The sequence below is a fragment of the Nocardia sp. NPDC051463 genome, from assembly GCF_040681975.1.
In the GTDB taxonomy this organism is placed as follows: Bacteria; Actinomycetota; Actinomycetes; order Mycobacteriales; family Mycobacteriaceae; genus Nocardia.
This window is the reverse complement of the sequence record NZ_JBFBAB010000001.1, coordinates 467,536-490,728: the sequence shown is the minus strand read 5'-3', so window position 1 is coordinate 490,728 and position 23,193 is coordinate 467,536. Positions and strand designations below refer to the sequence as shown.

At 65.1% G+C, this 23,193-nt stretch carries 23 protein-coding genes; 9 read left to right on the top strand and 14 right to left on the bottom strand.

Annotation, left to right across the window (positions count from 1 at the left end; genetic code table 11):
- Positions 1-9 precede the first annotated feature (9 nt).
- Positions 10-408: a TOBE domain-containing protein gene (locus AB0M74_RS02270; protein WP_364900632.1), complete on the bottom strand. Its 399-nt coding sequence runs from the start codon at positions 406-408 to the stop codon at positions 10-12.
- A gap of 155 nt (positions 409-563) precedes the next feature.
- Positions 564-773: a hypothetical protein gene (locus AB0M74_RS02265; protein ID WP_364900630.1), complete on the bottom strand. Its 210-nt coding sequence runs from the start codon at positions 771-773 to the stop codon at positions 564-566.
- Between the two features lie 323 nt (positions 774-1,096).
- On the opposite strand from AB0M74_RS02265, the gene hrpB reads away from it, so the two are divergent.
- Positions 1,097-3,538 (top strand): ATP-dependent helicase HrpB, encoded by a 2,442-nt coding sequence (gene hrpB, locus AB0M74_RS02260; RefSeq protein ID WP_364900628.1) that lies wholly within the window; start codon positions 1,097-1,099, stop codon positions 3,536-3,538.
- A 158-nt stretch (positions 3,539-3,696) separates the two neighbouring features.
- On the opposite strand, the gene AB0M74_RS02255 is transcribed toward hrpB, so the two are convergent.
- Positions 3,697-4,083 carry a hypothetical protein gene (locus tag AB0M74_RS02255; protein ID WP_364900626.1) on the bottom strand — a complete coding sequence of 129 codons (387 nt, stop codon included), beginning with the start codon at positions 4,081-4,083 and terminating at the stop codon, positions 3,697-3,699.
- A 719-nt stretch (positions 4,084-4,802) separates the two neighbouring features.
- Here AB0M74_RS02255 and AB0M74_RS02250 point away from each other — a divergent pair.
- Together AB0M74_RS02250 and AB0M74_RS02245 are read left to right on the top strand one after the other, a co-directional pair.
- Entirely contained in the window at positions 4,803-6,482 is a 1,680-nt protein-coding gene (locus tag AB0M74_RS02250) for a bifunctional 3'-5' exonuclease/DNA polymerase (RefSeq protein WP_364900624.1), read from the top strand.
- 259 nt (positions 6,483-6,741) lie between these two features.
- On the top strand, positions 6,742-6,957 hold the full coding sequence (locus AB0M74_RS02245; RefSeq protein ID WP_364900622.1) for a hypothetical protein: 216 nt from the start codon (positions 6,742-6,744) through the stop codon (positions 6,955-6,957).
- A 486-nt stretch (positions 6,958-7,443) separates the two neighbouring features.
- Here the strand turns inward: AB0M74_RS02245 and AB0M74_RS02240 are convergent, their stop codons facing one another.
- Positions 7,444-8,382: an undecaprenyl-diphosphate phosphatase gene (locus AB0M74_RS02240; RefSeq protein WP_364900620.1), complete on the bottom strand. Its 939-nt coding sequence runs from the start codon at positions 8,380-8,382 to the stop codon at positions 7,444-7,446.
- Between the two features lie 704 nt (positions 8,383-9,086).
- On the opposite strand from AB0M74_RS02240, the gene AB0M74_RS02235 reads away from it, so the two are divergent.
- The gene (locus tag AB0M74_RS02235) at positions 9,087-9,923 is read left to right on the top strand and encodes a peptidoglycan-binding domain-containing protein (protein WP_364900618.1); all 837 of its coding nucleotides are present in this window, start codon (positions 9,087-9,089) and stop codon (positions 9,921-9,923) included.
- A 54-nt stretch (positions 9,924-9,977) separates the two neighbouring features.
- Here AB0M74_RS02235 and AB0M74_RS02230 read toward each other — a convergent pair whose 3' ends face one another.
- Together AB0M74_RS02230 and AB0M74_RS02225 are read right to left on the bottom strand one after the other, a co-directional pair.
- Positions 9,978-10,520, bottom strand: a complete 543-nt coding sequence (locus AB0M74_RS02230; protein ID WP_364900617.1) for a GNAT family N-acetyltransferase — start codon at positions 10,518-10,520, stop codon at positions 9,978-9,980.
- A gap of 15 nt (positions 10,521-10,535) precedes the next feature.
- Entirely contained in the window at positions 10,536-10,697 is a 162-nt protein-coding gene (locus AB0M74_RS02225) for a hypothetical protein (RefSeq protein WP_364900615.1), read from the bottom strand.
- Positions 10,698-10,711: 14 nt separating this feature from the next.
- Here AB0M74_RS02225 and AB0M74_RS02220 point away from each other — a divergent pair, with 14 nt between their 5' ends.
- Positions 10,712-10,900 (top strand): hypothetical protein, encoded by a 189-nt coding sequence (locus tag AB0M74_RS02220; RefSeq protein WP_364900613.1) that lies wholly within the window; start codon positions 10,712-10,714, stop codon positions 10,898-10,900.
- Here AB0M74_RS02220 and AB0M74_RS02215 read toward each other — a convergent pair.
- The 5 genes from AB0M74_RS02215 to AB0M74_RS02195 form a co-directional block, all read right to left on the bottom strand.
- Positions 10,890-11,213 carry a hypothetical protein gene (locus tag AB0M74_RS02215; RefSeq protein WP_364900611.1) on the bottom strand — a complete coding sequence of 108 codons (324 nt, stop codon included), beginning with the start codon at positions 11,211-11,213 and terminating at the stop codon, positions 10,890-10,892. The genes AB0M74_RS02220 and AB0M74_RS02215 overlap by 11 nt on opposite strands.
- Before the next feature lie 126 nt (positions 11,214-11,339).
- Entirely contained in the window at positions 11,340-12,482 is a 1,143-nt protein-coding gene (locus AB0M74_RS02210; protein WP_364900609.1) for an alkaline phosphatase family protein, read from the bottom strand.
- A gap of 43 nt (positions 12,483-12,525) precedes the next feature.
- Entirely contained in the window at positions 12,526-12,840 is a 315-nt protein-coding gene (locus AB0M74_RS02205; RefSeq protein ID WP_364900607.1) for a nuclear transport factor 2 family protein, read from the bottom strand.
- 107 nt (positions 12,841-12,947) lie between these two features.
- Positions 12,948-13,562: a TetR/AcrR family transcriptional regulator gene (locus tag AB0M74_RS02200; protein ID WP_364900605.1), complete on the bottom strand. Its 615-nt coding sequence runs from the start codon at positions 13,560-13,562 to the stop codon at positions 12,948-12,950.
- Between the two features lie 393 nt (positions 13,563-13,955).
- A complete protein-coding gene (locus AB0M74_RS02195) occupies positions 13,956-14,546 on the bottom strand; it encodes a hypothetical protein (protein ID WP_364900603.1) in 591 nt (196 codons plus the stop codon).
- A gap of 110 nt (positions 14,547-14,656) precedes the next feature.
- Here AB0M74_RS02195 and AB0M74_RS02190 point away from each other — a divergent pair, with 110 nt between their 5' ends.
- Complete coding sequence (locus AB0M74_RS02190; RefSeq protein WP_364900601.1) at positions 14,657-15,541, top strand: LLM class F420-dependent oxidoreductase; 885 nt, start codon at positions 14,657-14,659, stop codon at positions 15,539-15,541.
- Here the strand turns inward: AB0M74_RS02190 and AB0M74_RS02185 are convergent.
- Complete coding sequence (locus AB0M74_RS02185; RefSeq protein ID WP_364900599.1) at positions 15,538-16,500, bottom strand: inositol monophosphatase family protein; 963 nt, start codon at positions 16,498-16,500, stop codon at positions 15,538-15,540. The two genes, AB0M74_RS02190 and AB0M74_RS02185, sit on opposite strands and share 4 nt — an antisense overlap.
- A gap of 18 nt (positions 16,501-16,518) precedes the next feature.
- A complete protein-coding gene (locus AB0M74_RS02180; protein ID WP_364900597.1) occupies positions 16,519-17,604 on the bottom strand; it encodes a hypothetical protein in 1,086 nt (361 codons plus the stop codon).
- A gap of 212 nt (positions 17,605-17,816) precedes the next feature.
- Here AB0M74_RS02180 and AB0M74_RS02175 point away from each other — a divergent pair, with 212 nt between their 5' ends.
- Both AB0M74_RS02175 and AB0M74_RS02170 read left to right on the top strand, forming a co-directional pair.
- Positions 17,817-18,248 carry a hypothetical protein gene (locus AB0M74_RS02175; protein WP_364900595.1) on the top strand — a complete coding sequence of 144 codons (432 nt, stop codon included), beginning with the start codon at positions 17,817-17,819 and terminating at the stop codon, positions 18,246-18,248.
- A gap of 75 nt (positions 18,249-18,323) precedes the next feature.
- On the top strand, positions 18,324-18,461 hold the full coding sequence (locus AB0M74_RS02170) for a hypothetical protein (RefSeq protein WP_364900593.1): 138 nt from the start codon (positions 18,324-18,326) through the stop codon (positions 18,459-18,461).
- A 25-nt stretch (positions 18,462-18,486) separates the two neighbouring features.
- Here AB0M74_RS02170 and AB0M74_RS02165 read toward each other — a convergent pair whose 3' ends face one another.
- Entirely contained in the window at positions 18,487-19,977 is a 1,491-nt protein-coding gene (locus tag AB0M74_RS02165) for a wax ester/triacylglycerol synthase family O-acyltransferase (protein ID WP_364900591.1), read from the bottom strand.
- Between the two features lie 506 nt (positions 19,978-20,483).
- Between AB0M74_RS02165 and AB0M74_RS02160 the strand changes: the two genes are divergently transcribed.
- The gene (locus AB0M74_RS02160) at positions 20,484-22,766 is read left to right on the top strand and encodes an excinuclease ABC subunit UvrA (protein WP_364900589.1); all 2,283 of its coding nucleotides are present in this window, start codon (positions 20,484-20,486) and stop codon (positions 22,764-22,766) included.
- The last annotated feature ends 427 nt before the right edge of the window (positions 22,767-23,193 follow it).

Sequence of the window (23,193 nt, the reverse complement as noted above, 5' to 3'; positions counted from 1 at the left end):
TCATCCTCATCAACTTTCTGGGACTTCAACAACGACATGGGTGGACTTGACCGACGCGACCGCGACACTGCCGACCTCGAGGCCGAGTTCGTCGACCGATTCCCGGCTCAGTAGCGACACCAGCCTGAAGGGCCCGGCCTGCATCTCGACCTGCGCCATCACCGTGTCTTTGACGATTCGCGTCACGATCCCGCGCATCCGATTCCGCGCCGAGACCGCCACGGAGATTCCCGGCTCCGGGGTCTCCGCGTTGGCCTGCAGGAATTCCGCCAGCTCGCGGCCGCTCACGCCCTTACGGCCGCTCTCCAGCTGGATTGCGGTCAGTCGACCCTGATCGATATACCGCCGCACGGTGTCATCGCTGACACCCATCAACGCCGCAACCTCACTGATCCGCAAATCCGACACGAGTGGCAGCATATTGCCGTATCCGCGGATTGTATAGCCGCCTCGAGGCGCTTCGGCGGATCGTTATCCATGCGGATGTGCCGGCCACCGGCGGTGCGAGTTGTCAGAAACACGACGGTCACGGCGTGTGCGGAGCGCAGATGTCGGTGCGGTCATTACGGCAGCCGCAGTAGTTCGACCAGCGTTCCCCGTGCCGTTCCCGGGCGTAGCGGTGCCAACGCCTGAGCGCCGATCAGACCGGCCAGGTGTGGTGTCCGGCGCACCGAGTTGGCCGCCGCGGGGACGCGGGTGTCCCCGCGGCGTGCCGTGGCAGGCGAGCTGTCCGCCGAATACCTGCTCACGGCAGCCGAGGAGTTCGCTGACATCGGTTGTCCATCGCACCTTGCCGGTGTCCGGATCGATGCCGTACATCCGCACCGATCCGACGGTCAGCCCAGCATTTTCACCCGGCCCCGGCCCGGCGGGCTCTGCGGTTGCCAAGACAGCCCGTCGCTGGTGATTTCCCATAGCTGGAAGATCAAGGTTCTCGGCGCGATTGTGTCGGCCCTGACCTGGAGATCCCGTGTTCAGGGGATGTAACAACCTGACCGGGGCTTCTCTGCGTTCGGACGATGCGGAGCGTCCTATCGCAGTCCGTCCGGCGGGTGGGGCGCCGTTGATCGGAGCCGAGGCCGCAGACTGGTTGGTAATGAAACTGCCCGAGCTACCTGATCTACCGGTCCGTGGCGTTCTCGATCGAATTGTCGAGACGTTGGCCGAGCGCGGAACTGCTGTGCTGGTCGCGCCACCGGGGACCGGAAAGACGACGTTGGTGCCGTTGGCGTTGGCGTCGGGGACTGCGGGGCGGGTGCTGGTGGCCGAGCCTCGACGGTTGGCGGCTCGCGCCGCAGCCGGGTGGATGGCTGCTTTGCTGGGGGAGTCGGTGGGGGAGACCGTCGGGTACTCGGTGCGAGGGGATCGGAGAGTAGGGCGGGAGACTCGGGTCGAGGTCGTCACGTCAGGGTTACTGGTGCGAAGGTTGCAGGGCGATCCCGAGTTGGCTGGGGTTGATGTGGTTGTGCTCGACGAGTGTCATGAGCGGCATCTCGACGCGGATCTGTTGTTGGCGTTGCTGCTCGATGCTCGGGCTGGGTTGCGGCCGGATCTGCGGGTGCTTGCGACGTCAGCGACTGTTGCGGCTGAACGGCTTTCGGTGCTGCTGGGTGAGGATCGTGCGGCGCCGGTGGTGCCGGTTCGGGGTAGGTCATATCCGGTGGATATGACCTACGTTCCGTCGTTGCCACGCGAGCGGGTCGAAGCGCAGGTAGCCCGCGCCACCCGGTCCGCGCTCGCCGGAACTGACGGTGATGTGCTGGTCTTCCTGCCCGGGGCAGCCGAAATCCGCCGGACGACAGCACTTCTGGACGGTGTGGATGGCGTGGACGTTGTTCCGTTGCATGGCAGACTTTCCGCTGCGGGGCAGGACAATGCGTTGCGGCCCGGGCAGCGGCGGCGAGTGGTGTTGTCCACGGCGGTGGCGGAGTCCAGTTTGACAGTGCCCGGGGTGCGAGCGGTGGTGGATTCGGGACTGGCTCGGGTGCCACGCATCGATCGGGGACGGGGGTTGTCCGGGCTGGCGACAGTTCGAGTTTCTGCGGCGGTGGCCGAGCAGCGCGCCGGGCGCGCCGGACGTGAGGGTCCTGGGCGGGTGTGGCGATGCTGGCCGGAACATGAGCACAGCACGCTTCCTGCCTATCCGGAGCCGGAGATTCGGACTGCGGATCTGACGCGGTTGGCGTTGGAACTGGCGTGTTGGGGCACGGTCGATGGCCATGGCCTCGCGTGGTGGGATGCTCCGCCACCCGGTGGGTTGGCTGCAGGCCGGGATGTATTGCGCGCGTTGGGGGCCGTGAACCGAGACGGTGAGGTGACCGACCGTGGGCGGCGTATCGCCCGGATCGGGTTGCATCCTCGGTTGGCGCGCGCGTTGCTGGACGGGGCGGCCGAGGTCGGTGGGCGGGCGGCCGCGGAAGTCGCCGCCGTCCTCGACGACGACACCCTTACCTCTGGAGTTGATCTCACGGCCGGTCTGCGTGTGCTGCGGCGCGAGCGGCCGGTGCGCTGGCGGCGGGAGGTCGAGCGGCTGGCCCGATTGGTCGAGGCGCCGGACGGGGTCGACGATCCGGCTTTCGTGGTCGCACTGGCTCATCCGGAGCGGCTGGCGCGACGCCGCGGCCCGGGGTCGGCGAGCTATCTCATGGTCGGCGGCACCGCGGTGACGCTGCCGCCAGGCTCCGGAATAGGCGACGCGGAGTGGCTGGCGGTCGGTGTCGCGACGCGCGATCCCGGTCGTTCCGACGGGTGGATACGGTTGGCCGCGGTCGCCGATGAACAACTGGCCCGCCGTGCCGCATCAAGTCTGCTGACGACCGTGGACGAGGTGGATTGGATCGACGGCGATGTGGTTGCCAGGCGGGTTGAACGATTGGGGGCGATCATGTTGTCGGAGAAGCTGATTCGTGATCCCGATCGCCAATTGCTCGGCGCCGCGGTGCGTCGTGGACTGAGCTCGACCGGACTCGGTCTGCTGCGCTGGGATTCCGATGCGATCGCCTTACGTCAGCGGCTCGACTTCCTGCACCGCACCCTTGGTGCCCCCTGGCCGCCGGTCGATGACGAGTCACTGCTCGCCGCCGCCGACACCTGGCTCGGCCCCGAACTCGCCACCGCCCGTCGCCGCGCCGACCTCGAACGCATCGACGCCGGACCAGCACTGCGCCGCCTGCTGCCCTGGCCGGACGCTGCCCATATGGACGAACTGGCGCCGGAACGCTTAGCGGTCCCCTCCGGCAGTCGCCTCCGCCTCGACTACTCGACCGACCCGCCGGTACTCGCGGTCAAAGTGCAGGAAGTTTTCGGTTGGACAGACGCACCACGCTTGGCCCATGGCCGCGTCCCGATCGTGCTGCACCTGCTCTCGCCCGCGCAACACCCAATCGCAGTCACCGCGGATCTGGCATCCTTCTGGCGCACCGGCTGGCCTCGAGTCCGCGCCGACCTGCGCGGCCGCTACCCCAAACACGCCTGGCCGGAAGATCCCGCCACGGTGCCCGCCCACCGCGGCACGGCCCGCAACGCGGGCCGCGGCTAGCAAGATCCCCATACTGCCCCCTCGTTGTGGCTGTGGGATTGGTTCGCACCACCCTCCTGTCGCCTGCGATGCGCGACCGCAAGAGCTATTTTTCGTTGGCCGATCCGTCAACGGACCCCGTGGCACTGCGAACCGCAGTCGTTTTCGGATCAGAGGGACTAGTCGCGCAATTGGGCGCGGGCAGCGGCGAACCATGCCTGAGTGGCGGGCAACCCGGCCTTGATGTCCTTGCCGGCACCATTGAATCCGAACAGGTCTCCAGCGAACCGGCTCAGCACCGTGCCCTCGGTCTCGTCGAGCTCGGCGAGCAATGTGGCGTCACCGAGCAGGTAGGCAACGCCGGCCACCTCCCCACTGGACCACGCACGGCGGTAATCGTCCCAGCCGTTGCGCTGCACCATGCGGGCCTGGCCGACCAAGCTCGTTTGCAGGGCTTCGCGTTCGGCGTCGCCGGGCGGCTGGGCTCTGAGCGCCTTCCAGGTGATCGGTTTCGCGATCGCGATCGCTTCCGGTTCCGTGCCGTCGCCGGGGTCGGTCTCGGTCATCACTCCTCCTTCCCGTTGCGTCCACTATGGCCTATATGGCTGTGGGCGCGGGTTCCGTGGCGACCGGTTGCCGGCTCGAGACATTCGAGCTGAGTTTGCGCCGGCCCGTTATAGCGATGCCCATCGTGGCAATGATGCCGTGGTGTCGCACCAGAGGGGCCGCTGGAGTGGCGACTGCCGCAGGGTTACTGATGGCGAGAGGGTTGGCCTGTCGCACTCTGACACGCCGTCGAAGCGTGGCGAAGGTCGCCGGTGTGACCGGATCGCCACCGGACCGCCGTGGCGCGCATGTTCCCGGTGATCACGGGTAGGCCGACCATGACCAGCAAATAGCGGGCCGTGTGTGAGGAGGTGAGTGTAATGCCCGAGATGTTTATGCAGATGATGAACATGCTCAGGGGCATGTGGAACATGTTGTTCCCGGGCATGCCCATGTGAGTCCGCGATCGGGGACGCGGAACACGAATCCGGCTGTGGGTCGGGCCCGTGAATTCTGAGCCCCACCACGGCCGCCGCACCTGTCCTTCATCCAAGCCACCGCCCCTCGGGCCGATCGACGCTCATGCGCGGGTTCACTGGCTTCGGATCGGCCACGCGTCATCGGGCCGTTCACTGTGCGCCCGCTGGCTCCCGGGCGAACGAAAGGATTGTTCGGTCGGCTCGAGGCCGCCGCCGAGGTAGATGTCGAAGCCGATGTCCCCGGTGCAAGACTCAGGGGCGTGAGATGGGCGGTGGCGGAAACGGACGACGGAGGTGCGCGTCTGTGTCCACTCGATCAGGACGGTCGGCCCGCCGGACCAGTAGTGCGTGAGTCCTCGCTCGCCGAGGCGGTGCGCTCACGCCCGGAGGTCGAGCGGTGGGTTTGGCGATCTACGGCCGAGATCTACCGCGCGTTGGTTGTGGCAGGCGTGCGGGTCGAGCGGTGCTACGACGTGCAGGCCGCGGAGGCCTTGCTGATCGGCCATGAGGAGGGCCAGTCGGGCCAGGCCCGATCGCTGGCGGCCGCTTGGGCACGACTGCACAACCTGCCCGTCCCGCCGGATACGCCCGCGCGGGCCGCCGAGACCCAGCCGTCGCTGTTCGAGTCGGGCCCGGTACCGCTGCCACCCGGCACGGACGAATTCGATGCCCTACTGGAGGTCTACGCGGGACAGCTGTCCCGTACGGCGAAGACCGAACATCCGGAGCGAATGCGGCTGCTGCTCGCCGCCGAATCGGCGGGCATGCTGGTGGCCACGGAGATGTCGCGATCCGGGATCCCGTGGCGGGCGGACGTCCACCGCGAGTTGCTGGACGAACTGCTGGGTGAGCGCTTCCCCGGTGGGCTGCAACCGCGCCGGATGGCGGAGTTGGCCGACGAAGTGTCGCGGGCCTTCGGGGAAGGTGTGCGGGTCCGACCCGACCTGCCCCACGACATCGTCAGAGCCTTCGCCCGCGTCGGGATCTCGTTGTCCTCCACCCGGAAATGGGAGCTCCAGCAGATCGATCACCCCGCGGTGGCGCCGCTGCTGGCCTATAAATCGCTGTACCGCTTGTACACCGCACACGGCTGGTCCTGGCTCGAGCAGTGGGTACACGGCGGCCGCTTTCGTCCCGAATATCTGCCCGGCGGAACGGTTTCGGGCCGCTGGACCACCAATGGTGGTGGCGCGCTGCAGATCCCCAAGGTGATCCGTCGAGCGATACGCGCGGACCCGGGATGGTGTCTGGTAGTCGCCGACGCAGACCAGATCGAGCCGCGAGTACTCGCTGCGGTCTCCCGCGACCCAGGTCTGATGGAGGTGGCCGGTCGCGGCGAAGATCTGTACGCGGATCTGGCGGTCCGCGCCTTCGGCGGCGACCGCGCCCAGGCCAAAATCGCCCTACTGGGCGCCATTTACGGCCAGACCTCCGGCGACGCCCGCACGCACATGGCCGGACTGCGCCGCCGCTATCCGGCCGCAGTGGCGTATGTCGACGACGCGGCTCGCGCCGGCGAAGAGGGCCGCCTGGTGCGCACCTGGCTGGGGCGCACCTGCCCGCCGCCGTCGGTCGCATCACCCGACGAGGCGGACCCAACACAGCAGGAGCAGGATTTCAGCGGGTATGGCAGCACCTCCGCGGCGCGCGCTCGTGGCCGCTTCACCCGTAACTTCGTGGTGCAGGGCAGCGCCGCCGACTGGGCCCTGCTGGTGCTGGCGGGCGTGCGTCATGCGATGACCAGCGCCGGGCTCCATGCCGAACTGGTCTTCTTTCAGCACGACGAGGTAATCGTGCACTGCCCGACGGAGGAGGCCACGACGGTCGCCGAAACGATCGCAATGGCGGCAGAGACCGCGGGCCGGATCGCTTTTGGGTCGACACCCGTGCGGTTTCCGTTCACGACAGCGGTGGTGGAGTGCTATTGGGACGCCAAGTGAGGACTGCCCTGAAGTCTGGTGCGGGAGTGGCTGACGATGACCGCCAGTGCGTGGAGGCAATCGCTCATCCAGGCGAATGCCGGTGCGGGAGATGCCTTCCCGCCGCTCTCGCGTCGGCGCCATCACACCCTGACCTGACCCGCCGCCTGCGTCACCGACCGGGGTGGGTGAGTTCCGGCCATCTCCGATCCGCGCGCTGTGATCGGTCGAATATGAAACCATGGCTCGCGATCGACACCCCCTAAGAACAGGACACCAGATGAAGAAGCTCATCGTTGTTGCCGCTGTGACGGCCGGACTCCTCACACCGGCAGGGCTGGCAACCGCGGAACCCGCTGCGGCACCGAACGTCGCGGCGTCGTCCGCGGCGTCGACCGCGGCGCCCATCGGATCGTTGTCGGAGGACATATTCTGTGCCGTGATCCGATTCCTGAAGGGCGGCTGGGCAGGACGTCCAGCGGACTGCTCGTTCTGACTCGCACCTTCCAGTTCGTCATTCCGATTGCCCGGCCGCGAGGCCGGTGCCGCTGATAGACGAGCATCACCAGAGACACCCCGGAGCCCATCGGGCGGATTCGAGGGGTTGTTGCGACACCGCCGCTAGTTGTTGGTGGCAACGAGATCAGCGAAACGCTCGGCTGGGGTTTCCCAGCCGAGCGTTTTGTGTGGGCCGGGCCGTTGAGCTCGGCGGTGGCGACGGCGGCCAGGTGTTCAGGGCCATGAACGCCGTCGTCTATGCCCATACCCGTCGCCTGGTTCCTCGCTCCCTACGTCCGCTGAGCGCACCTGAATCGGTTGACGCGGTGACGAAAACACATCGCGACCCTATCGCGGCATGAGCAAACGTCGGTAGCTAGTTGTGACACCGGATCGGGGCGTCGATATGCCTCGCGAGGCGGCTCGGCTGAGGCTCGGTCGTACCACAGCGATAGATGGACGGGAGCGGGCGGAGCTCGAGACTTCAGCTGAAGCGGACGATCGAGAGCAACCCGGCGACCACGCAGTAAACCGCGAACGGCAGCAGAGTGCGCGTCTGGAAGTACCGCTCCAGGAACCGCACGGCCAGCCACGATGACAAGCCGGATACAACGGCACCGACCAGCACCTGCCCTCGGATGCCGTCGGTCTCCGGTCCGATCAGCTCCGGTATCTCCAGTACCCCCGCACCCAGGATCGCCGGAGTCGCAAGCAGGAAAGCGAATTTGGCCGCATGCTTGTATTCGAGACCGCGCCACAGACCGCCGACCATGGTCAGACCCGCCCGACTGAACCCGGTCAGCAACGCGCCGACTTGAGCGAAGCCGATACCGACGGCATCTCGGATGCCGAGGGCGGCCAGTGGCCGGTCGGATTGGCGGCGGGTTTGCGCTTGCGCGGTGAGGACCCTCATGAGGGCCTCCCGTCGGGCGAACCGTCGCCCGTATTCCGCCAGCGACGGCTCATTGCGGCGGCGCAATCCCTCACCGACGATCAGCACGACACCATTCAGCATCAGAAAGATGCCGGCGCAGAGCGGTGCCGCGAAGAGTGCGTGCAGTGGATGTTCCAGCAACGGCCCGAGGACACCGACAGGAATGGTGGCGATCACGATCAGCAACGCCAACCGCTGCGCGACAGTGTCGCGGCGCCCGGTCCGCAACGTGGTGATGAAACCCGTCACGATGGCACACCAGTCCCGCCAGTAGTAGCCGACCAGTGCCACAGCTGTCGCTACGTGCAAGGCCACCACGAACGCCAGATACGGTGTGCCCGTGGCTGACTCGCCCGGGCTGACCAAGTTCTGCCAATCACCTCCGAGCCATGCCGCAACCAACACCGAATGCCCGAGGCTCGAGATCGGGAACAGTTCGGTGACTCCCTGCACGGCACCGATGACAGTCGCTTGAAAATAGGTGAGCATCGCGACGAGTCTCGCATGCGCACAACGGCAACGCCGCAGGACCCCGCGCACGGGCTGGTATGCCCGAATACCGCTTCCCTCAGCGGCTTTCGTCGCATTCGAGCCCCGCCTGGCCGCCACCGATCCTGACCTCATCGCCGAGATGCACCGCGTCCTGGCCTTGTACGACAACCCGCCGATGGACGGCCGGGTCATATGCGTCGATGAGTTCGGACCGCTCAACCTCCAGCCGCACAAGGCAAGAGATCGCGTCCGGTCAGCAAGCCCGCCGGCTGCGGGCGACTGGCAGCCGGTGCGCGGTGTGACGCAGATACTCGCCGTACTCGCCCTGGCAACCGGCTTTCCGGCCTCTTCCCTCCGTGCTCGCGACTAGAGCAAGCTCAATCACAGCACCAGCGAAGATACGTAGTCCGACAAGTGGTCTCTGCTGGTACGGCGAAGTTCGCCGACGCGGTGCACGACGCTCATGGACCCTGAATTCGCGTAGCGGACTACTCGGGTTCCACCGGGCTGAGCGCGCTAGCGTTCGATCGCATCGGCCCTCGCCGCACGCCAGTGGGAGGTCCCGATGATCGTGAACCACCGTGACCCTTCGCCTTGACGCCAAATCGGGCGACCAGCCACTTTGCCGTGATCAATCCGCAACGGATTCTCACTGACACCGCGGGTTCACTGCTGACCAGCGCATCGAAAGGATACGAACCATGGGCCTGAAGAGCATGCTGTTCACCTCCCCGGACCGCGACCAACAGCTCGAGAACTGCCTGGTCTCCGATCCCGCGCATATCGGTGCGGGAATCAACGGTATCGGCGAGCACGTACGGCGGATCCAGATCGCGCTCAACGAGCTCGACGATGCCGGTCTCGATGTCGACGGCCGCTTCGGACAAGACACCGGCGACGCGGTCGAGGACTACAAGAACGCGCGCGGTATTTTGGCCCCCGGCCAGGACTCAGCTGATCGCATCGTCGGCAAGGGCACGATCAAGAGTCTCGACGACGAAATCGACGTCCTCGAGAAGTCGACCCCACTGCCCACCAGCTTCGTCTCGCCGACAGAGGCGGGTCTGCCGCATGCTCACCAACTGTGTCCGACCCCACCGCGAGTGGTCAACCCGGGGCCAGACGGGCGCGCCCAGCATCTAGGCAGCCCGATCAATCCCATCGGTACCGCAATGAAGATCAACATCTACGGCGAGGGAGAGACCGATTACCTCGGCTTCACAGACTTCGCGACCGAACCCGAGCATGCGAGCGGTCGACCGATGACCTCAACATTGGTCAACGGATGCGCCAGCGATATCTGTGTACGTAGTTCGCCGCTCAGCGAGGTGACGTTGAACGAGATCCGGCGGATCGCCCAATCGGCTCTGGTCGGTGGATGCCGCTTCACCTACGGCTCGAACCAGGAGTTGTTCAAGACGCCCCGTGCCGACATCCTGAGCCTGGGCACGGTGATCCAGCAGCACCGGATCGCCGATCCCGCGAATCCGAGCAATCCCCTGGTCGACTTTGAGGTGTGGGTTGTCGACATGTTCTGACCGCCGGCAGCCGACCACCGAGATTGCGTGATGCGGTGAACCTGTACTCGTTCCTCAGTCGATCCAGTACCGCCGGAACAAGGTGCCATCAGTCCACGGTTCGACCGATTCCAGGACTCCGCCGCAGGATTCGACGATCCGCTGTGAGCCGGCGTTCGTGTCGTCGCAGGTGACGAGGATGCGCTCGATGCCGAGCGCGCGGGCGATGGTGATGCTGTGCACGAGGATGGCGGTCCCATAACCGCGGCGCCGATGCTGAGCGAGGACGGCGTATCCGACGTGGCCACCTCGACGTCGCAAAGCCGCGTTGAGGGTGTGTCGGATCGCCGTGCGCCCGACCACTTGATCGTCGAAGGTGGCAGCCAAGAAAGTGCTTGCGACGATGCCCTGGGGCAGGTTGACTCCGCGGCGATAGTCGTCCAACGCGGAGAGGTACTGCGGCCAGGTCATAGTCGATGTCAGGCCGAGGGCGAAACCGAAGTCGTCTTGGTCGGCCATCGCCTGATGCGCGGTCCGGATAGCTCGTTCATCCGACGCCCGCAGCGGTCGCAGGCGTATCGTGTCGATCGCGCTCGTCGATCCAGTGGCGGGTGGCATAGCCCCGAACGGTATTCATGCAGAACGCTTGCGTCGAACGAATATCGGGCTCGCCGACGCGCTGCTGATGTGCTGCTCGAAGCCATGTGTCAGGAAGCATCGGCGGATAATTTCCTGGATCGACGGTGCCGCCTGCGGGTCGATCTCGTCGGCATCGGTGCTGACCCGCGCGGTCACGGGAGATCGCCGACATGATTGCGTCTCTGGCCTGCGACCGTGCCGCGAACACCAGCGGCACGATCGTGACGATCGACGGCGGGTTGAGCGCGGCCCAGCGCTTCAAAGGACGGCTGGAACGCGGTACCCCGGTTGGGCCGCGGGCAGCGTTGCGCCTGTCCGCCGTCGGGCGCAACGCTGCCCGTCCCACACTCACTTCGTGATGAAAATGCCTGCCACATCGGCTTTCTTGATCGGCGTATCCGCATTGCGCTGCGTGCCGCACAGCAGGTCGACGGAGATGATCGTCGCATCGACCACGGTGCCGGCAGGCTCGTGATCATCCTTGGTCTGCTCCTTGATGAACTTGGTGATCGTCACCCGCTTGGTGTCCTGGTCCTGCTTGACGTATTCGTTGCAGGGCGTGTCGCCACCGCGATTGAGCACTCGCTCGATATCACTGCACCCCGCCAGCAGTAACGCGACCGCCGCGATCCCGAGGCCGGTCCGGCCGGTCCGTGACAGCGTGGCATTCATCTATTCCTCCTGGCAGCTGGTCGCGCGGCCATGTCCGCGTCGATCGCTCCCAGCGTAGGGCCAAGCGGGCCGGTCGTTCGCTGTGGTGCCCCGCGAGTTCGCTGCATACCGCGCCGTACTGCGCGATCACGTGCGATAAACGCGCAGTGGCACATTCATTTCCGCAGATGTGAGGGATCCGTGATGGCCGATCAGCATCGCTTGCAGTGGTTCGGCGCCGGTGCGGATGATGCCGCGGGAACCTGCGGCGACGACGACCAGATCGCCGATGCGGTCGGCGATGGGAGGGGAGACGGTGGGGCCGAACCACCCGCGGGCGATGATATCGGCGCGGGACAGCACATGGAAGTCGGCGCCGAGGAATTCCTGCCAGGTCGCGGCGACGTCGGCGGCGGCGCCTGCGGTGGTGTAGACGTGGCGGGCCCGGGGTTCACCGCCGAGGCGGGCGACACCGTCCTGGAGTGGTGGGGTGTTATCGAAATCTATGCGGGCATCGAGTTCCACCATGCCGTGGTCGGCGGTGACGACCAGCGCGGCGTTCGGGGGTAGGTGTTCGGCGATGGCGGCGGCGAGGCGGTCGACGTGCGCCAATTCCAGCAGCCACGCATCCGAGAACGGCCCGCGGACGTGGCCGGTGGTATCGAGGTCGCCGTGATAGGCATATACCAATGTGCGGTCACCTGCGCGCATCGCGTCGGCGACGCCCGCGACGAGATCTCCGGTCGAGACGTTGGGGCGAAACTCGCAGCCGCGTAGCACCGCTCGGGTGAGCCCGGAGCCGGCCTGATAGTGCGGGGCGACCTGTGTGACGGTGATGCCGTTGGCTGCCGCGCGTTCGAAAACCGTTGCGCTGGGCTGGAATTGTTCCGGGATGAGCTCGCGGAGCAGGTCGACCTTCGGCCCCTCGCCGTGCAAGCGCCAGCGCAATGAGTTCACCAACCGGTCGTAGCCGGGAACGTTGATCAGGTAGCCGACGATCCCGTGCTCGCCGGGTGGGACACCGACGCCGAGCGAGCTGAGGCTGGTCGCGGTGGTGCTGGGGAAGCCCGCCGCGAGCTCGGCCGGGACGAGACTCGACAGGAACGGCGCCACGTCGGCATTCGCCGCGAGCGCCTCGGCGCCGAGACCATCCACCAAGAGCACGCAGATGCGGTCGGCGGTGCAGCCGAGACCGAGCCGGTCGACCTCGCCGGGCACACCGAGCCCGGCGAGGAGCGAAGGAAACAGATCTGCGAGGGAGCCCGTACCGTAACGGGGCGCGACGAACACGAGCGTCAGCCTGTCAATATCGGGGCTGTATCCGCAAGAGTTTTCAGGCCTGCCCGGTCTCGAATCGGCTGACCTTGCCGTCGCGAAGGGTGAAGCGCCAATTGGTGCGCATCGATCCCCAGCGCGAGTTGGTGTAGTTGGCCACCAGCTCGATGCCGCCGTCCCCGATCGTCTCGATCTCCATGCGACCGCTGCTGCCGAAGACCTCGGAGTCGGTCCACTGCGCGAGGTTGCGTTCGACACCGTCGTCGGACATCGACGCGTCATCGGTCAGGACCGCGAAAAACCGGTCCTGGTCATTCTGGTTGAGCGCGTCGACGAATTCTTGAACCACTGGATCGAGCTGCTGTGCGGTCATCCGGTCTTCCCTCTCGAATCAGGTGGGGAGCGTAGGGCGAAACAGCAAATATCCGGCACTCACTCTAGGTCAGTTCGGTCCTCGGGCGTGTGACGTTGCCAAGCGCGTTACGCGATGAGTGCGATGGGTGCGGTGAAGGTGCGCAGGATGTCGTCGACCAGCGCAGGGGGCCTCGGTGCCGAGCTGGACCGAGCGCTTTTCCAATTGCCCGTCGAGCCACAGCGAGGCGAGACCGTGGGCGAGCCCCACCAGGCGACGGCGATAGTGTCGGCTTTGTCGGCAGGCAGCAAGCCTGCGGCGACACAATCGGCGACGGTGTCGGCCAGCACGGTGAACGCGTCGTCGCCCGCGTCCATGGCGTCGGGATGCTTGTCGGGTTGTGAGAGTTCAGGGCGAAACATCAGCCGGAAGTGTCCGGGATGTTCGCGGGAGAACCGCACGTAGGTCTCGGCGAGCGCGGTCAGCGCGTGCAGTGGGGTGTCCGCGGCCGCGCGGGCGGCCGTCACTTCGTTGCCGAGTAGTTGGAAGCCCTGGGTGGACAGTGCGGCGAGCAGCGCGGCGCGGTCGACGAAGTGGTGATAGGGCGCGCCGGTGTTCACGCCCGCCTCCCTGGCCACTCGGCGCAGGCTCACCGCGCCGATGCCCTCGGTTTCGATCAACCGGAGACAGGCGGCAAGCAGGGTGTCGCGCAGTGCGCCGTGGTGATAACTCGTCCGCGTCACTATCCGAGCCTGCGTCCGGTCCGGGAAACACTGCTGGACACCGCGGAGAGTCTGATCGAATACGGTGTTGTCGCGACGCCACGAGGCTCCGCAACGCCGGTGCGTCGGTCTCTGCCGGCAAACGCTGTCGGCGCGTAGGGGTTCGGTCGTGCTGATTGCGACAGTGATCGTCACCGTTGTCACGCTGGTCAGGCGCTGGTCGGGGCGGCGCACCGCCACGACATCGACAGTCGGAACGCTGACTCGTTCGCGAAGGAACACCATACGGCGGCTGTTGGGAGTGTTCGCCGCGGCTGTGACGTTCGTCGGAATCGCTATTGCGGCAGGCATGCTCGCGCAATGTTGACCGGCCGTCGTGGCGTGCTGAGGTGTGCTGTGGAAGGCATGGATACGTCAGAATTTGCCCGTGTGGTGCTCGATGCGGTGTCCCAGTTGTGCGCCGAACTCGGTGATGAAGGTGTCGGTGAGTGGTGGCCAACCCCAGAAGTCGAAGGCGAGTGCGCCGAGAGCGAATCCCGACGGCCATTGCCAATCGGTGACCGGGATGGCGTCACTGCAGGAGTTACAGGCGGCAGCGCCGACGCCGGTCTTTTCCCACGCGTCGATGCCGTTCCGGAATGGTCGCCAGATCTCGGGATCGGCTTCCCACTGCTGTGGGTAGTCGATGATCACCGTCGTAGCGTGGCAGCGCGGGCACACCGCCGAGTCCGGCTCGATCTCGCCCTGCCCGCCGTAGTGGCCGGCGCGCCCGACGATCACGGCTACCGGGCCGGGGATCCAGTCGCCCCATTCCTGGGTGACCTGCGCCCAATCCGGTCCTGGCACATAACCTTTGTCCACCCCGAGGCTGTACATCGCGTCACCGGACATCTCCCGAGTGAGCAGCCGTCGGGAAATCATCCAGTCCAGCATCCGGGCCGCCACCGCGTTCGCCTCCGTAGCGGTCACCTCGATGTCGACGATCCGTTCGAAGTAGTCACCCATGTTTGTCGAGCACCTCCTGAATCAGTGGTGCACACTCTGCCAGCACGGACCGACAGCGATTCGGAAGCCGCCGGTGCCCTGCGGTCGAATCGTGATGGTAGACAGACCTCATGACTGTGCCACGTCCGTTCCGGTTCGGCGTCAACATGGTGGTTCCCGATTCCCGCGCGAATTGGATCGAAAAGTGCCGTAGGGCAGAGAAATTCGGCTACGACGTGATCGGAGTGGCCGATCATCTCGGGTTGCCCGCGCCTTTTCCCGCGATGATTCTGGCGGCCGAGGCGACCGAGCGAGTCCGGCTGAACACCTTCGTGCTGAACACGCCGTTCTACAACCCGGTGCTGCTTGCTCGCGATGTAGCGGGCGCGGACCAGTTCACGGATGGTCGAGTGGAGCTCGGGTTGGGTGCGGGCTATGTGCAGGCCGAATTCGAGGCGGCGGGCATCCCGTTCGCCAGCGGCGGCAAGCGTGTCGAGCACCTGGAGAAGACGGTCACCACGCTACGTGCGCTCTTCTCCGATCCGGAATATCAGCCGCGCCCCGCACAGCCGTCCGGGCCGCCGATGCTCATTGCGGGCTGGGGCGACCGGCTGCTCGGCGTGGCGGCGAAGCATGCCGACATCATCGGGTTCACCGGCGCTGCGGCCGCCCGCAACGGTGGGCCGCTGCAGATGGCGGGGCTCGAGGAAACCGCGGAGCGGATCGATTACGTGCGGAATCTGCTCGGCGCGCGAGTAGATCAGGTGGAACTGAATATCCTGGTCCAGCGCGTCGTTCCGCCGCATGAACGGGCGGCTGTGCTGGAGGTATTCGGTCCCGCACTGCCGCCGGATGTCGCCGAGAGCCCGGAAGACCTGCCGATCCTACTGATCGGCACGCCTGAGGAGATGGCGCAGCGGCTACGCGATCGCCGCGAGCGGTACGGCATCAGCTATATCACCGTGCTCGAGGACAGCATGGAGAACTTCGCGCCGGTGATTCAGCTACTTCGTTAGCGTGCTTCGGAGTTTCCGACGCCTGCTTTCGTGATGGCATCGACGATGTCTCGAGCCAGCGGCATGTCTGCGGCGGCGATGAATTTTTGTCGATGGCCCATCGCCTTTGCGATATCGGCCAACGTACCGAAATCGCAGTCGAGCGGCAGAAGATCACCGTGCAGGTCAAGGACGGATCCGCCGGCAGCAGTGAGGATGTAATGGCCTGGAGCGAGATCCCATATCGCGAATCCCTTCGCGAACTCGATCATCGCATCGGTGAATCCGGCAGCAACATGACAGAGTCCGATGGACCCGAAGTCGAGGCCGAGACGTCCGCGCTTGCTCCCGTCTGGTGATGGTCGGCTCAGGGCTTGGATGAGTCCGGTCTGTTCAGCCAATGGAAGAAAGCGTTCCGCCGGCTTCATGAGGTAGTTGGTGACCAGCGACTCCGACAGGGCAGGGGATCCTTCCAGGCGGAGTGGATGCAGGATACCGTCGGTCGTGATGACCGAAGCCTGATCGCGCCCGGTGTGATCGCGCACCGCGAGGTAGAGCTGGAGATGGTGGAAGATATCGCCGACCACTGCCGCGATCGGACGCCTGAGCGCGCGCGAGTAGACCATGACGTGGGTGTAGCCGTGCAGGGCGCGGACCGCGAGCTCGCTGGTGTCGAGTGGATCGACCAAGACGCACAGGTCCGGATCGGGATCATCACCGATGATCTGCGGGTCCGCTTCTTCGGACGCGTAGACGAACGACGGAAGAAATTCGGTGAGCAGCTGACGATACCGTTCGTGCATCCACAGATCGTGAGCGGACAGAAAGTTGTCACTGTGCCGAAGGTTCGCACTCTGTGCATGTTCGCCGGAGAGCGCCCCCTCGACCAACCGGGGGCGGATTTCACCGATCACCGTCGAAACCATGCTCGTAAGGTGTTGCGCGAGCTCGGGCTCGAGCTGAGGCAGGGTGGGCGTCACAGTGCATCACCTCTCGAATCAGCGTAGTTCCAGGGGCGGTTCGATGCCGGGAGGGCTCATGGTCGCAGCGATGAACACCGCTGCGAAGTCAGCAGCTCTCATGATCCCGGCACCGGTCAAGTGATCGAAGCTTGCCACCTCGAGATCACGTGCTTTGGTCATTGCTCCGAACACCGCGAAGTAGATCTCAGCTTCGGGATAGCGACTGCGGATCTCACGGCTGATGAGTCCGACTACGTTCGCATGCTTAACTTCGAAGTCGCACAATACAATTGTCGGTACATTCGGTAGTTGGGGATAGACGGATGCCGAATCAAGAGTGATGTCGTCGCGGCTCTTGTTGCACTTGAGGTACCCGATCGGGCAGCGGCTGAACTGGGCCGAGGCGAGAAAAGTCGCCATGACCAGCCCGGCCTCGTTGATGCCGAAACATGCATCGGCATCGAGCCGTCGCCCGAGATTCTTGATCTGGTGGATCAGCCGTTCGAGCCCGAAACCAAATGTCGCCCATGTCAGGTTCAACAACTGGCCAGGCTGCGGATTCGGCAACGAGAACAGCCGAATCGCCGGATTGCCGTATTCGACGGTGGGCACGGCAAGTTCGAAGTCGGTGCCGATTATGTTGCCTTCCGCGACAAGCCTCGCAGCTGATCGGGAAGCAATGGGCGATGAGGTGGTAACGCCTGTGAGCTTCTTGAGCGAGATCTGATCCTCCGGCGCGAGCCGCTCATACGTCTCGGCGACTAGGTCGATGGGGGAGATGTCTTCGTCAGCCACCCCCAGTGGTCCCCGGCCGTAGGCAGCAGCGAGAATCAAGAGGCCGGAGAAAGTCGGAGGCGAGCCGGAACCCCCACGGCCGCGAGCCCAGGTCTCCCATGCGTTGATAGTGGTACCACCGAGGCTGGTCTGGTGGTCTGTGATCTCGTTGTACCGGGCAGCGGCTTGATCTTGAGAGATGCCGCACGCATACCGATGCGCCTGCAGGCTGGACGTATTCGGATGGCGGTTCATCAACTCGACAGCCGCGTCTTTGACGGACCCGATTTCCTGCCAGAGTTGCCGCCCTACGCGCGCCATCTCGCGTCCGCGTGCCTGCGGGCTCATCCCTAATCGCTGAGTAGTCATTGCCCCCCTCACGGAATCCACCGGCAAAAGCAACTTACCCATTCCGATGGGCAATCGTGACCGTGATCGACGAAACTGCAGGCCGCCCCGCCCACAGACCCGGTCATCGATGCCCTGCCTCTGAGGTGCGGTGAAGCCGGGCCGCTTGCGATCGTACTTGCACGGCTAATACCAAGTGATAGGGGGTTTTGATGTTCGAGGAACACCGGACCTTGGACGAGGTGCGTTGGTTGTACGAGCGCGTGTACGACCTGCCCGTTGTGGTCATGTCGAACTGGGTGCTGCTCCAGGTGTGTGACTTCGTGGGCGGTGTCATCTTCCCACGGGAACTCGCGCGGAAAGTGTTGGGCCATCTGAACGAGTCGCTGATTCCGGTGATCGAGCACCCGCATCGGAAACGCTGGACGATACTCGTCTACCCGAACTGCTTGCCGGACGATGTTGCCGAACGAGCGATGAGTCGGTCCTGTGTGTCGATGACGGTCCGGGGTGACCGTGTCGTCCTTCCATTGCCCTGCGACCGCGGCGGATTCCGGTGGATTCGAGAACCGGCGAAACCTGTTGTGTTGCCGAAGCTCTCCGAGATCATTGCCGCCATGCAAGCTGTGCAGACGTGGGTGTGATGACCGCCGATCAGAGTTTGCCGCGACGTATTCGGCTCGACTTCGGTGTCGGGCCGCGTCAGCCTGTCGCATCCTATGCTTGCGCCGCCGGATGTAATCATCCGATTCGTGCAGGCGTTGCGGGAGTGGGACATCGACTACACGGTCACAGTGGATGTCGATTCGGTCGGGTCTGCGCCGATGCCGTTCTGGCAGTTGTGGATCTGGGACTGACGCATGGCGGTTGCCGCGGGCGCGGCTAATGAACTAGTTCGGCGAGCGAATCGTTCAAGTAGGTGGCGAACTTCCACACGTCCGGAATGGTGTCGGTGCAGGCGAGGATGCCGAAGTCGAGGTGGCCGTTGTAGGACATGACGGTGATGTTGAGCGGGCCCGACAGGTCGGTGAGTACGGAGATGGGATAGGTACCTGCCACGCGAATTCCCGCGGCGTACAACGGCATCTGAGGGCCTGGCACGTTGGAGACAACCAGGTTGGCCAAGGGGAGTGCGGGTGCGGCGGCGCGGAGCAGCATTCGGGTTGCCAGACCGTGCAAGATCTGGGGGAGGACTGCGGTGGCGTAGTGCAGCAGGGCCGGTGGAGTGGCGTGGAAGTGTTCCTTGGCGGCGAGCATGGCGGCGTGGGTGAGTTTCATGCGGTGCTGCGGGTTCGCTTCGCCGATCGGAAGTTCACACAGCATGATGGAGAACTGATTGCCCGCGGTGCCGCACTGCTCGGGGGTACGGACCGATACAGGTATCGCGGCAACGGCGGGGTCGTCGGCGGGTATGTCGTGGTCGATCAACCAGCGGCGAAATGCTGAGGCGCACAACGTCATCACGACGTCGTTGACGGTGCCGTCGAAGCTGTTCTTGATGTGCTTGACGGTATCGAGGGGCAGGGACACGAAGGCAAAGGAACGGTCGGTGCTGTTGGGGCCGGTGCCGGGCAATCGGGGATTCACCTTGCGCATATCGTCGAGCGCGCTCGGCAGCATCGGTCCGAGGCGCAACGGCAGGCGCATCCGGTCGGCCTGGCGGGTCATCGTGTTCGCGATGCCGCGACCGAGCATTTCGGCAGGGTTGGGCGTTCGACCCAGCGTGACCCCGTCGGCCGGCGGCGGCACCGGCTGCGACTGCGGGACGACGTCGAAGACCGCGGCCATCACTTCGGCACCCGACACACCATCGATCAGTGCGTGGTGCACCTTGGTGTAGATGGCTCGGCGACCTCCGGCCAGTCCCGAGATCAGGTGACATTCCCACAGCGGTCGGTTTCGGTCCAGCGGCTGCGCGTGCAAGCGGGCCGCGAGGTCTGCCAGTGCCGCGTCGGTCGAGCCTTCGGGCAGGCGCGTATCGCGTACGTGATATCCGAGGTCGATGGTGTCGCAGTCGTCCCAATAGGGGAGATCGAGACCCCAAGGAATGGTGCGCAATCGCCACCGCAGCGGTGCGATCAGGTGCAGGCGGCTCGCGATCAACTCCCGCAATGCGGTGACGGTCAACACACTGTCTTCGGCGGTCGGCTCGAGCAACGTGACCGATCCGACGTGCAGCAGCATGGTGGGCGATTCGGCATTGAGCAGCAGGACGTCGAGCGAGCTGAGCTGGCGGGACGGCCCGCGATCGCTCGATAGCGGAATCTTTTGCGATGGCGCTGCCGGGTTCGCGTGTGTGCCGCAGGCGAGTTGGCCGGGTGTCGTGATGCGGATGTCCAAGTGGCTGGCGGGTTTCAGGTCGGTGTGAAACATGAGGTCTCCGCGATGTCGCTGGGTCAGGACAGACTGCCGACCGAATTCAGGGGCGGCGGCGTGATGGTGCCGCGACGCATGGACGATCTGTCGGTATCTGCGGGCGCTGAGAGCCGTTCGAGCCGCTCCGCTCGTCCGGTGAAGCCGGTGTCTGTTTCGAAGACGCGTCAGCGAGTCTAGTTGTCGACCGAGCGCTATCGGTCGCGATCACGTTCTCGGCAGGTTAATTCTGCGCAAACCCTCGATAAGGATGTGTAACTCCGGCGACTGCTCGTCGATCACGATCCGCGCCGGCCGCTGCGGACGGGTGCGGCACGAAGGGGAAATCGCTATCGAGGCAAGACATTCCGGACTGGTGCCTGGGTGCGACTGTTTGCGGCTGGTCGGCGCAGCACGCTCGCGGACCATGTGAAGAACTGTGACCGGTTATTCATTTACCGTATGATTGTGATTTTCATCACTTCGACCCGGGCAATTTGTCGGTGTCAGATGGCATGGTGGTCGGTATGCCATTGACCAATTCCGTTGCCGCCACCGATGTCATCCGAGTGTTGGGGGCCAGCGAGCACAACCTGCGCAATGTGTCGCTGGAGATCCCGAAGAACAAGATCACGGTGTTCACCGGTGTCTCCGGTTCCGGAAAGTCCTCCATCGTCTTCGACACCATTGCCGTGGAATCCCAGCGCCAGCTCTACGCAACGTTTCCCGCGTTCATCCTCAACTTTCTGCCCCGCTACGAGCGCCCGCACGCAGAGGCGATCGAAAACCTGACCGCGCCGGTGATCATCGATCAGCAGCCGGTCGGTGGCGGGCCGCGTTCCACCGTCGGCACGATGACCGACATCTACTCGATGGTGCGAGCCATGTTCGCCCGATTCGGTACGCCCTCGGCCGGATTCGTCTACAACTACTCCTTCAATGTGCCGCAGGGCATGTGCCCGGATTGCGACGGACTCGGGCAGGCGGTGCGCGCTGATCCCGACCGGCTGGTCGATCGGAGCAAGTCGCTCAACGAGGGCGCCATCCTGCTGCCCGGCTATGGGGTGGGCAGCGGTGACTGGCAGCTGTACGGCAACTCCGGCCGGTTCGATCCGGACAAGAAGCTCGCCGACTACAGCGCCGAGGAATTCCAGGATCTGTTGTACGGCACCGGCGGCAAGGTGGAGCTGACCTTCAGTAAAGGCACATGGAAGGCGAATTACGAAGGCGTGGCGGCGAAGTTCACCCGCACCCGGTTGCAGCGCGACACCTCCGCGCTCAGCGAGAAGACTCGCGAGCAGATACAAAAGTTCCTCACCGAGGGTGTGTGTCCGACGTGCAACGGCGCTCGGCTCAATGCCGAGGCGCTCGCGACGAAGATCAACGGACGCAATATCGCCGACTGGTCGGGCTTGCAGATCACCGATCTGATCGCAGTGCTCGACGAGATCACCGATCCGGCCGCACTCGGGCTGGCCGCCGCGATTCGCACCGCAGTGCAGCGGGTGGCCGATATCGGTCTCGGCTACCTGAGCCTGGACCGGGCGACGTCGAGCCTGTCCGGCGGTGAGGGGCAGCGGCTGAAGATGATCAAGCATCTGGCCAGCACGCTGATCGGCATGACCTACATCTTCGACGAGCCGAGCGTCGGCTTGCACCCGCGCGATGTCGGCCGGTTGAACAATCTGCTGAAGGCGTTGCGGGACAAGGGCAATACGGTGCTGGTCGTCGAGCACGATCCCGATGTCATCCAGATCGCCGACCATATCGTAGATGTCGGGCCGCGTGCCGGGGTGCACGGCGGACAGGTTGTGTTCGAGGGCAGCTTCGCCGAGCTGCGTACGGCCGATACCCCGACCGGTGCCGGGCTGCGTAGGCCGTTCACGGTGAAGGAGGTGTTTCGGAAGTCGAACGGTGCGTTGCTGATCGAGCACGCCACTGTGCACAACCTCAAGGATGTCACCGTCGCGATCCCCACCGGCGTGCTCACCTCGATCACCGGCGTCGCCGGATCCGGTAAGAGCAGCCTCATTCGTGATGTGTTCGTGCGCAACCATCCCGAGGCCATCTTCGTGGACCAATCCGCGATCGCGGCTTCCTCGCGCTCTACGCCTGCCACCTACCTGGGGCTCATGGACCCCATTCGCAAACTGTTCGCCAAGGCCACCGGTGAATCACCCGGGCTGTTCAGCTTCAATTCCGCGGGCGCGTGCAAACAGTGTGAAGGGCGCGGCGTGATCATCACCGAGGTCGCCTACATGGATCCGGTGACCACCCATTGCGACGCCTGTGATGGACGGCGATTCTCCGAAGAGGTGCTGGCACATACCTTCCGCGGCAGTTCGATCGCGGACGTGCTGGAGATGTCGGCCGAAGAGGCCGTCCGGTTCTTCCCCGAGAAGGCGCTGCATACCAAGCTGCGCACCATGAACGAGGTCGGTCTGGATTACTTGAGTCTCGGCCAGGCGATGAGCACCCTCTCCGGCGGCGAGCGCCAACGCATCAAACTGGCCACCCAACTCCAGAACACCGGCAGCGTCTATGTTCTCGACGAGCCGACCACCGGGCTGCACATGTCGGATGTGGACACGCTGCTCGCGCTGATGGACGGGCTGGTCGAGCGAGGCAACACGGTGGTGGTGATCGAGCACAACCTCGATGTGGTCGCGCACTCGGACTGGGTGATCGATCTCGGGCCAGACGGCGGCAAGGACGGCGGTGAAGTGGTCTTCACCGGCACGCCGGCGGCATTGCTCGAGCATCCGACCTCGTTGACCGGCGAGTACTTGCGCAAGTACAAGGCGGCGTAAGCGGCTGTGCTGTGGTCGGCAGCCGGCAGCCGGCAGCCGGCCACAGCGCGCCCGCCCGATGCCCAGGCGGCCGGCTGCTGCACGATCGCGGCGTCGTCGAGCCCACACGTTCGCCCGGCTGATCCGTCCGTCGCCGAACTTTGCCTACGGGCAGGACGCGGAAGTTCACCGGCCGATTTCCACCGGGGATCCCGAGGGACATTCCGGTGGCCCTGCCGTATCGGTGGGATTCGTCGACGAGGAAGTTTGCGCCGTGGAACCGGTGCAGGGTTTCGAACTGGCCCTCGTCGATCGAGTCGAAGAGGTCGTGGTAGCGCTGGGCAATCGCCGTTCGGTCGCGCAACAGTCCGGTCGGATCGCCGACGACATCGTGTTCGGCGTCGTCGGTGCGCGTATCGAGGAAGGCATCGGCGTCCGTCTCGGACAG

What these genes read in the sequence shown, in the direction of transcription:
- AB0M74_RS02265 (WP_364900630.1), bottom strand. Translation starts at nt 773, where the DNA reads ATGTCAGCGAACTCCTCGGCTGCCGTGAGCAGGTATTCGGCGGACAGC.
- hrpB (WP_364900628.1), top strand. Translation starts at nt 1,097, where the DNA reads ATGAAACTGCCCGAGCTACCTGATCTACCGGTCCGTGGCGTTCTCGAT.
- AB0M74_RS02255 (WP_364900626.1), bottom strand. Translation starts at nt 4,083, where the DNA reads ATGACCGAGACCGACCCCGGCGACGGCACGGAACCGGAAGCGATCGCG.
- AB0M74_RS02245 (WP_364900622.1), top strand. Translation starts at nt 6,742, where the DNA reads ATGAAGAAGCTCATCGTTGTTGCCGCTGTGACGGCCGGACTCCTCACA.
- AB0M74_RS02240 (WP_364900620.1), bottom strand. Translation starts at nt 8,382, where the DNA reads ATGCTCACCTATTTTCAAGCGACTGTCATCGGTGCCGTGCAGGGAGTC.
- AB0M74_RS02235 (WP_364900618.1), top strand. Translation starts at nt 9,087, where the DNA reads ATGGGCCTGAAGAGCATGCTGTTCACCTCCCCGGACCGCGACCAACAG.
- AB0M74_RS02230 (WP_364900617.1), bottom strand. Translation starts at nt 10,520, where the DNA reads ATGCCACCCGCCACTGGATCGACGAGCGCGATCGACACGATACGCCTG.
- AB0M74_RS02220 (WP_364900613.1), top strand. Translation starts at nt 10,712, where the DNA reads ATGATTGCGTCTCTGGCCTGCGACCGTGCCGCGAACACCAGCGGCACG.
- AB0M74_RS02215 (WP_364900611.1), bottom strand. Translation starts at nt 11,213, where the DNA reads ATGAATGCCACGCTGTCACGGACCGGCCGGACCGGCCTCGGGATCGCG.
- AB0M74_RS02205 (WP_364900607.1), bottom strand. Translation starts at nt 12,840, where the DNA reads ATGACCGCACAGCAGCTCGATCCAGTGGTTCAAGAATTCGTCGACGCG.
- AB0M74_RS02195 (WP_364900603.1), bottom strand. Translation starts at nt 14,546, where the DNA reads ATGGGTGACTACTTCGAACGGATCGTCGACATCGAGGTGACCGCTACG.
- AB0M74_RS02190 (WP_364900601.1), top strand. Translation starts at nt 14,657, where the DNA reads ATGACTGTGCCACGTCCGTTCCGGTTCGGCGTCAACATGGTGGTTCCC.
- AB0M74_RS02180 (WP_364900597.1), bottom strand. Translation starts at nt 17,604, where the DNA reads ATGAGCCCGCAGGCACGCGGACGCGAGATGGCGCGCGTAGGGCGGCAA.
- AB0M74_RS02175 (WP_364900595.1), top strand. Translation starts at nt 17,817, where the DNA reads ATGTTCGAGGAACACCGGACCTTGGACGAGGTGCGTTGGTTGTACGAG.
- AB0M74_RS02170 (WP_364900593.1), top strand. Translation starts at nt 18,324, where the DNA reads ATGCTTGCGCCGCCGGATGTAATCATCCGATTCGTGCAGGCGTTGCGG.
- AB0M74_RS02165 (WP_364900591.1), bottom strand. Translation starts at nt 19,977, where the DNA reads ATGTTTCACACCGACCTGAAACCCGCCAGCCACTTGGACATCCGCATC.
- AB0M74_RS02160 (WP_364900589.1), top strand. Translation starts at nt 20,484, where the DNA reads ATGCCATTGACCAATTCCGTTGCCGCCACCGATGTCATCCGAGTGTTG.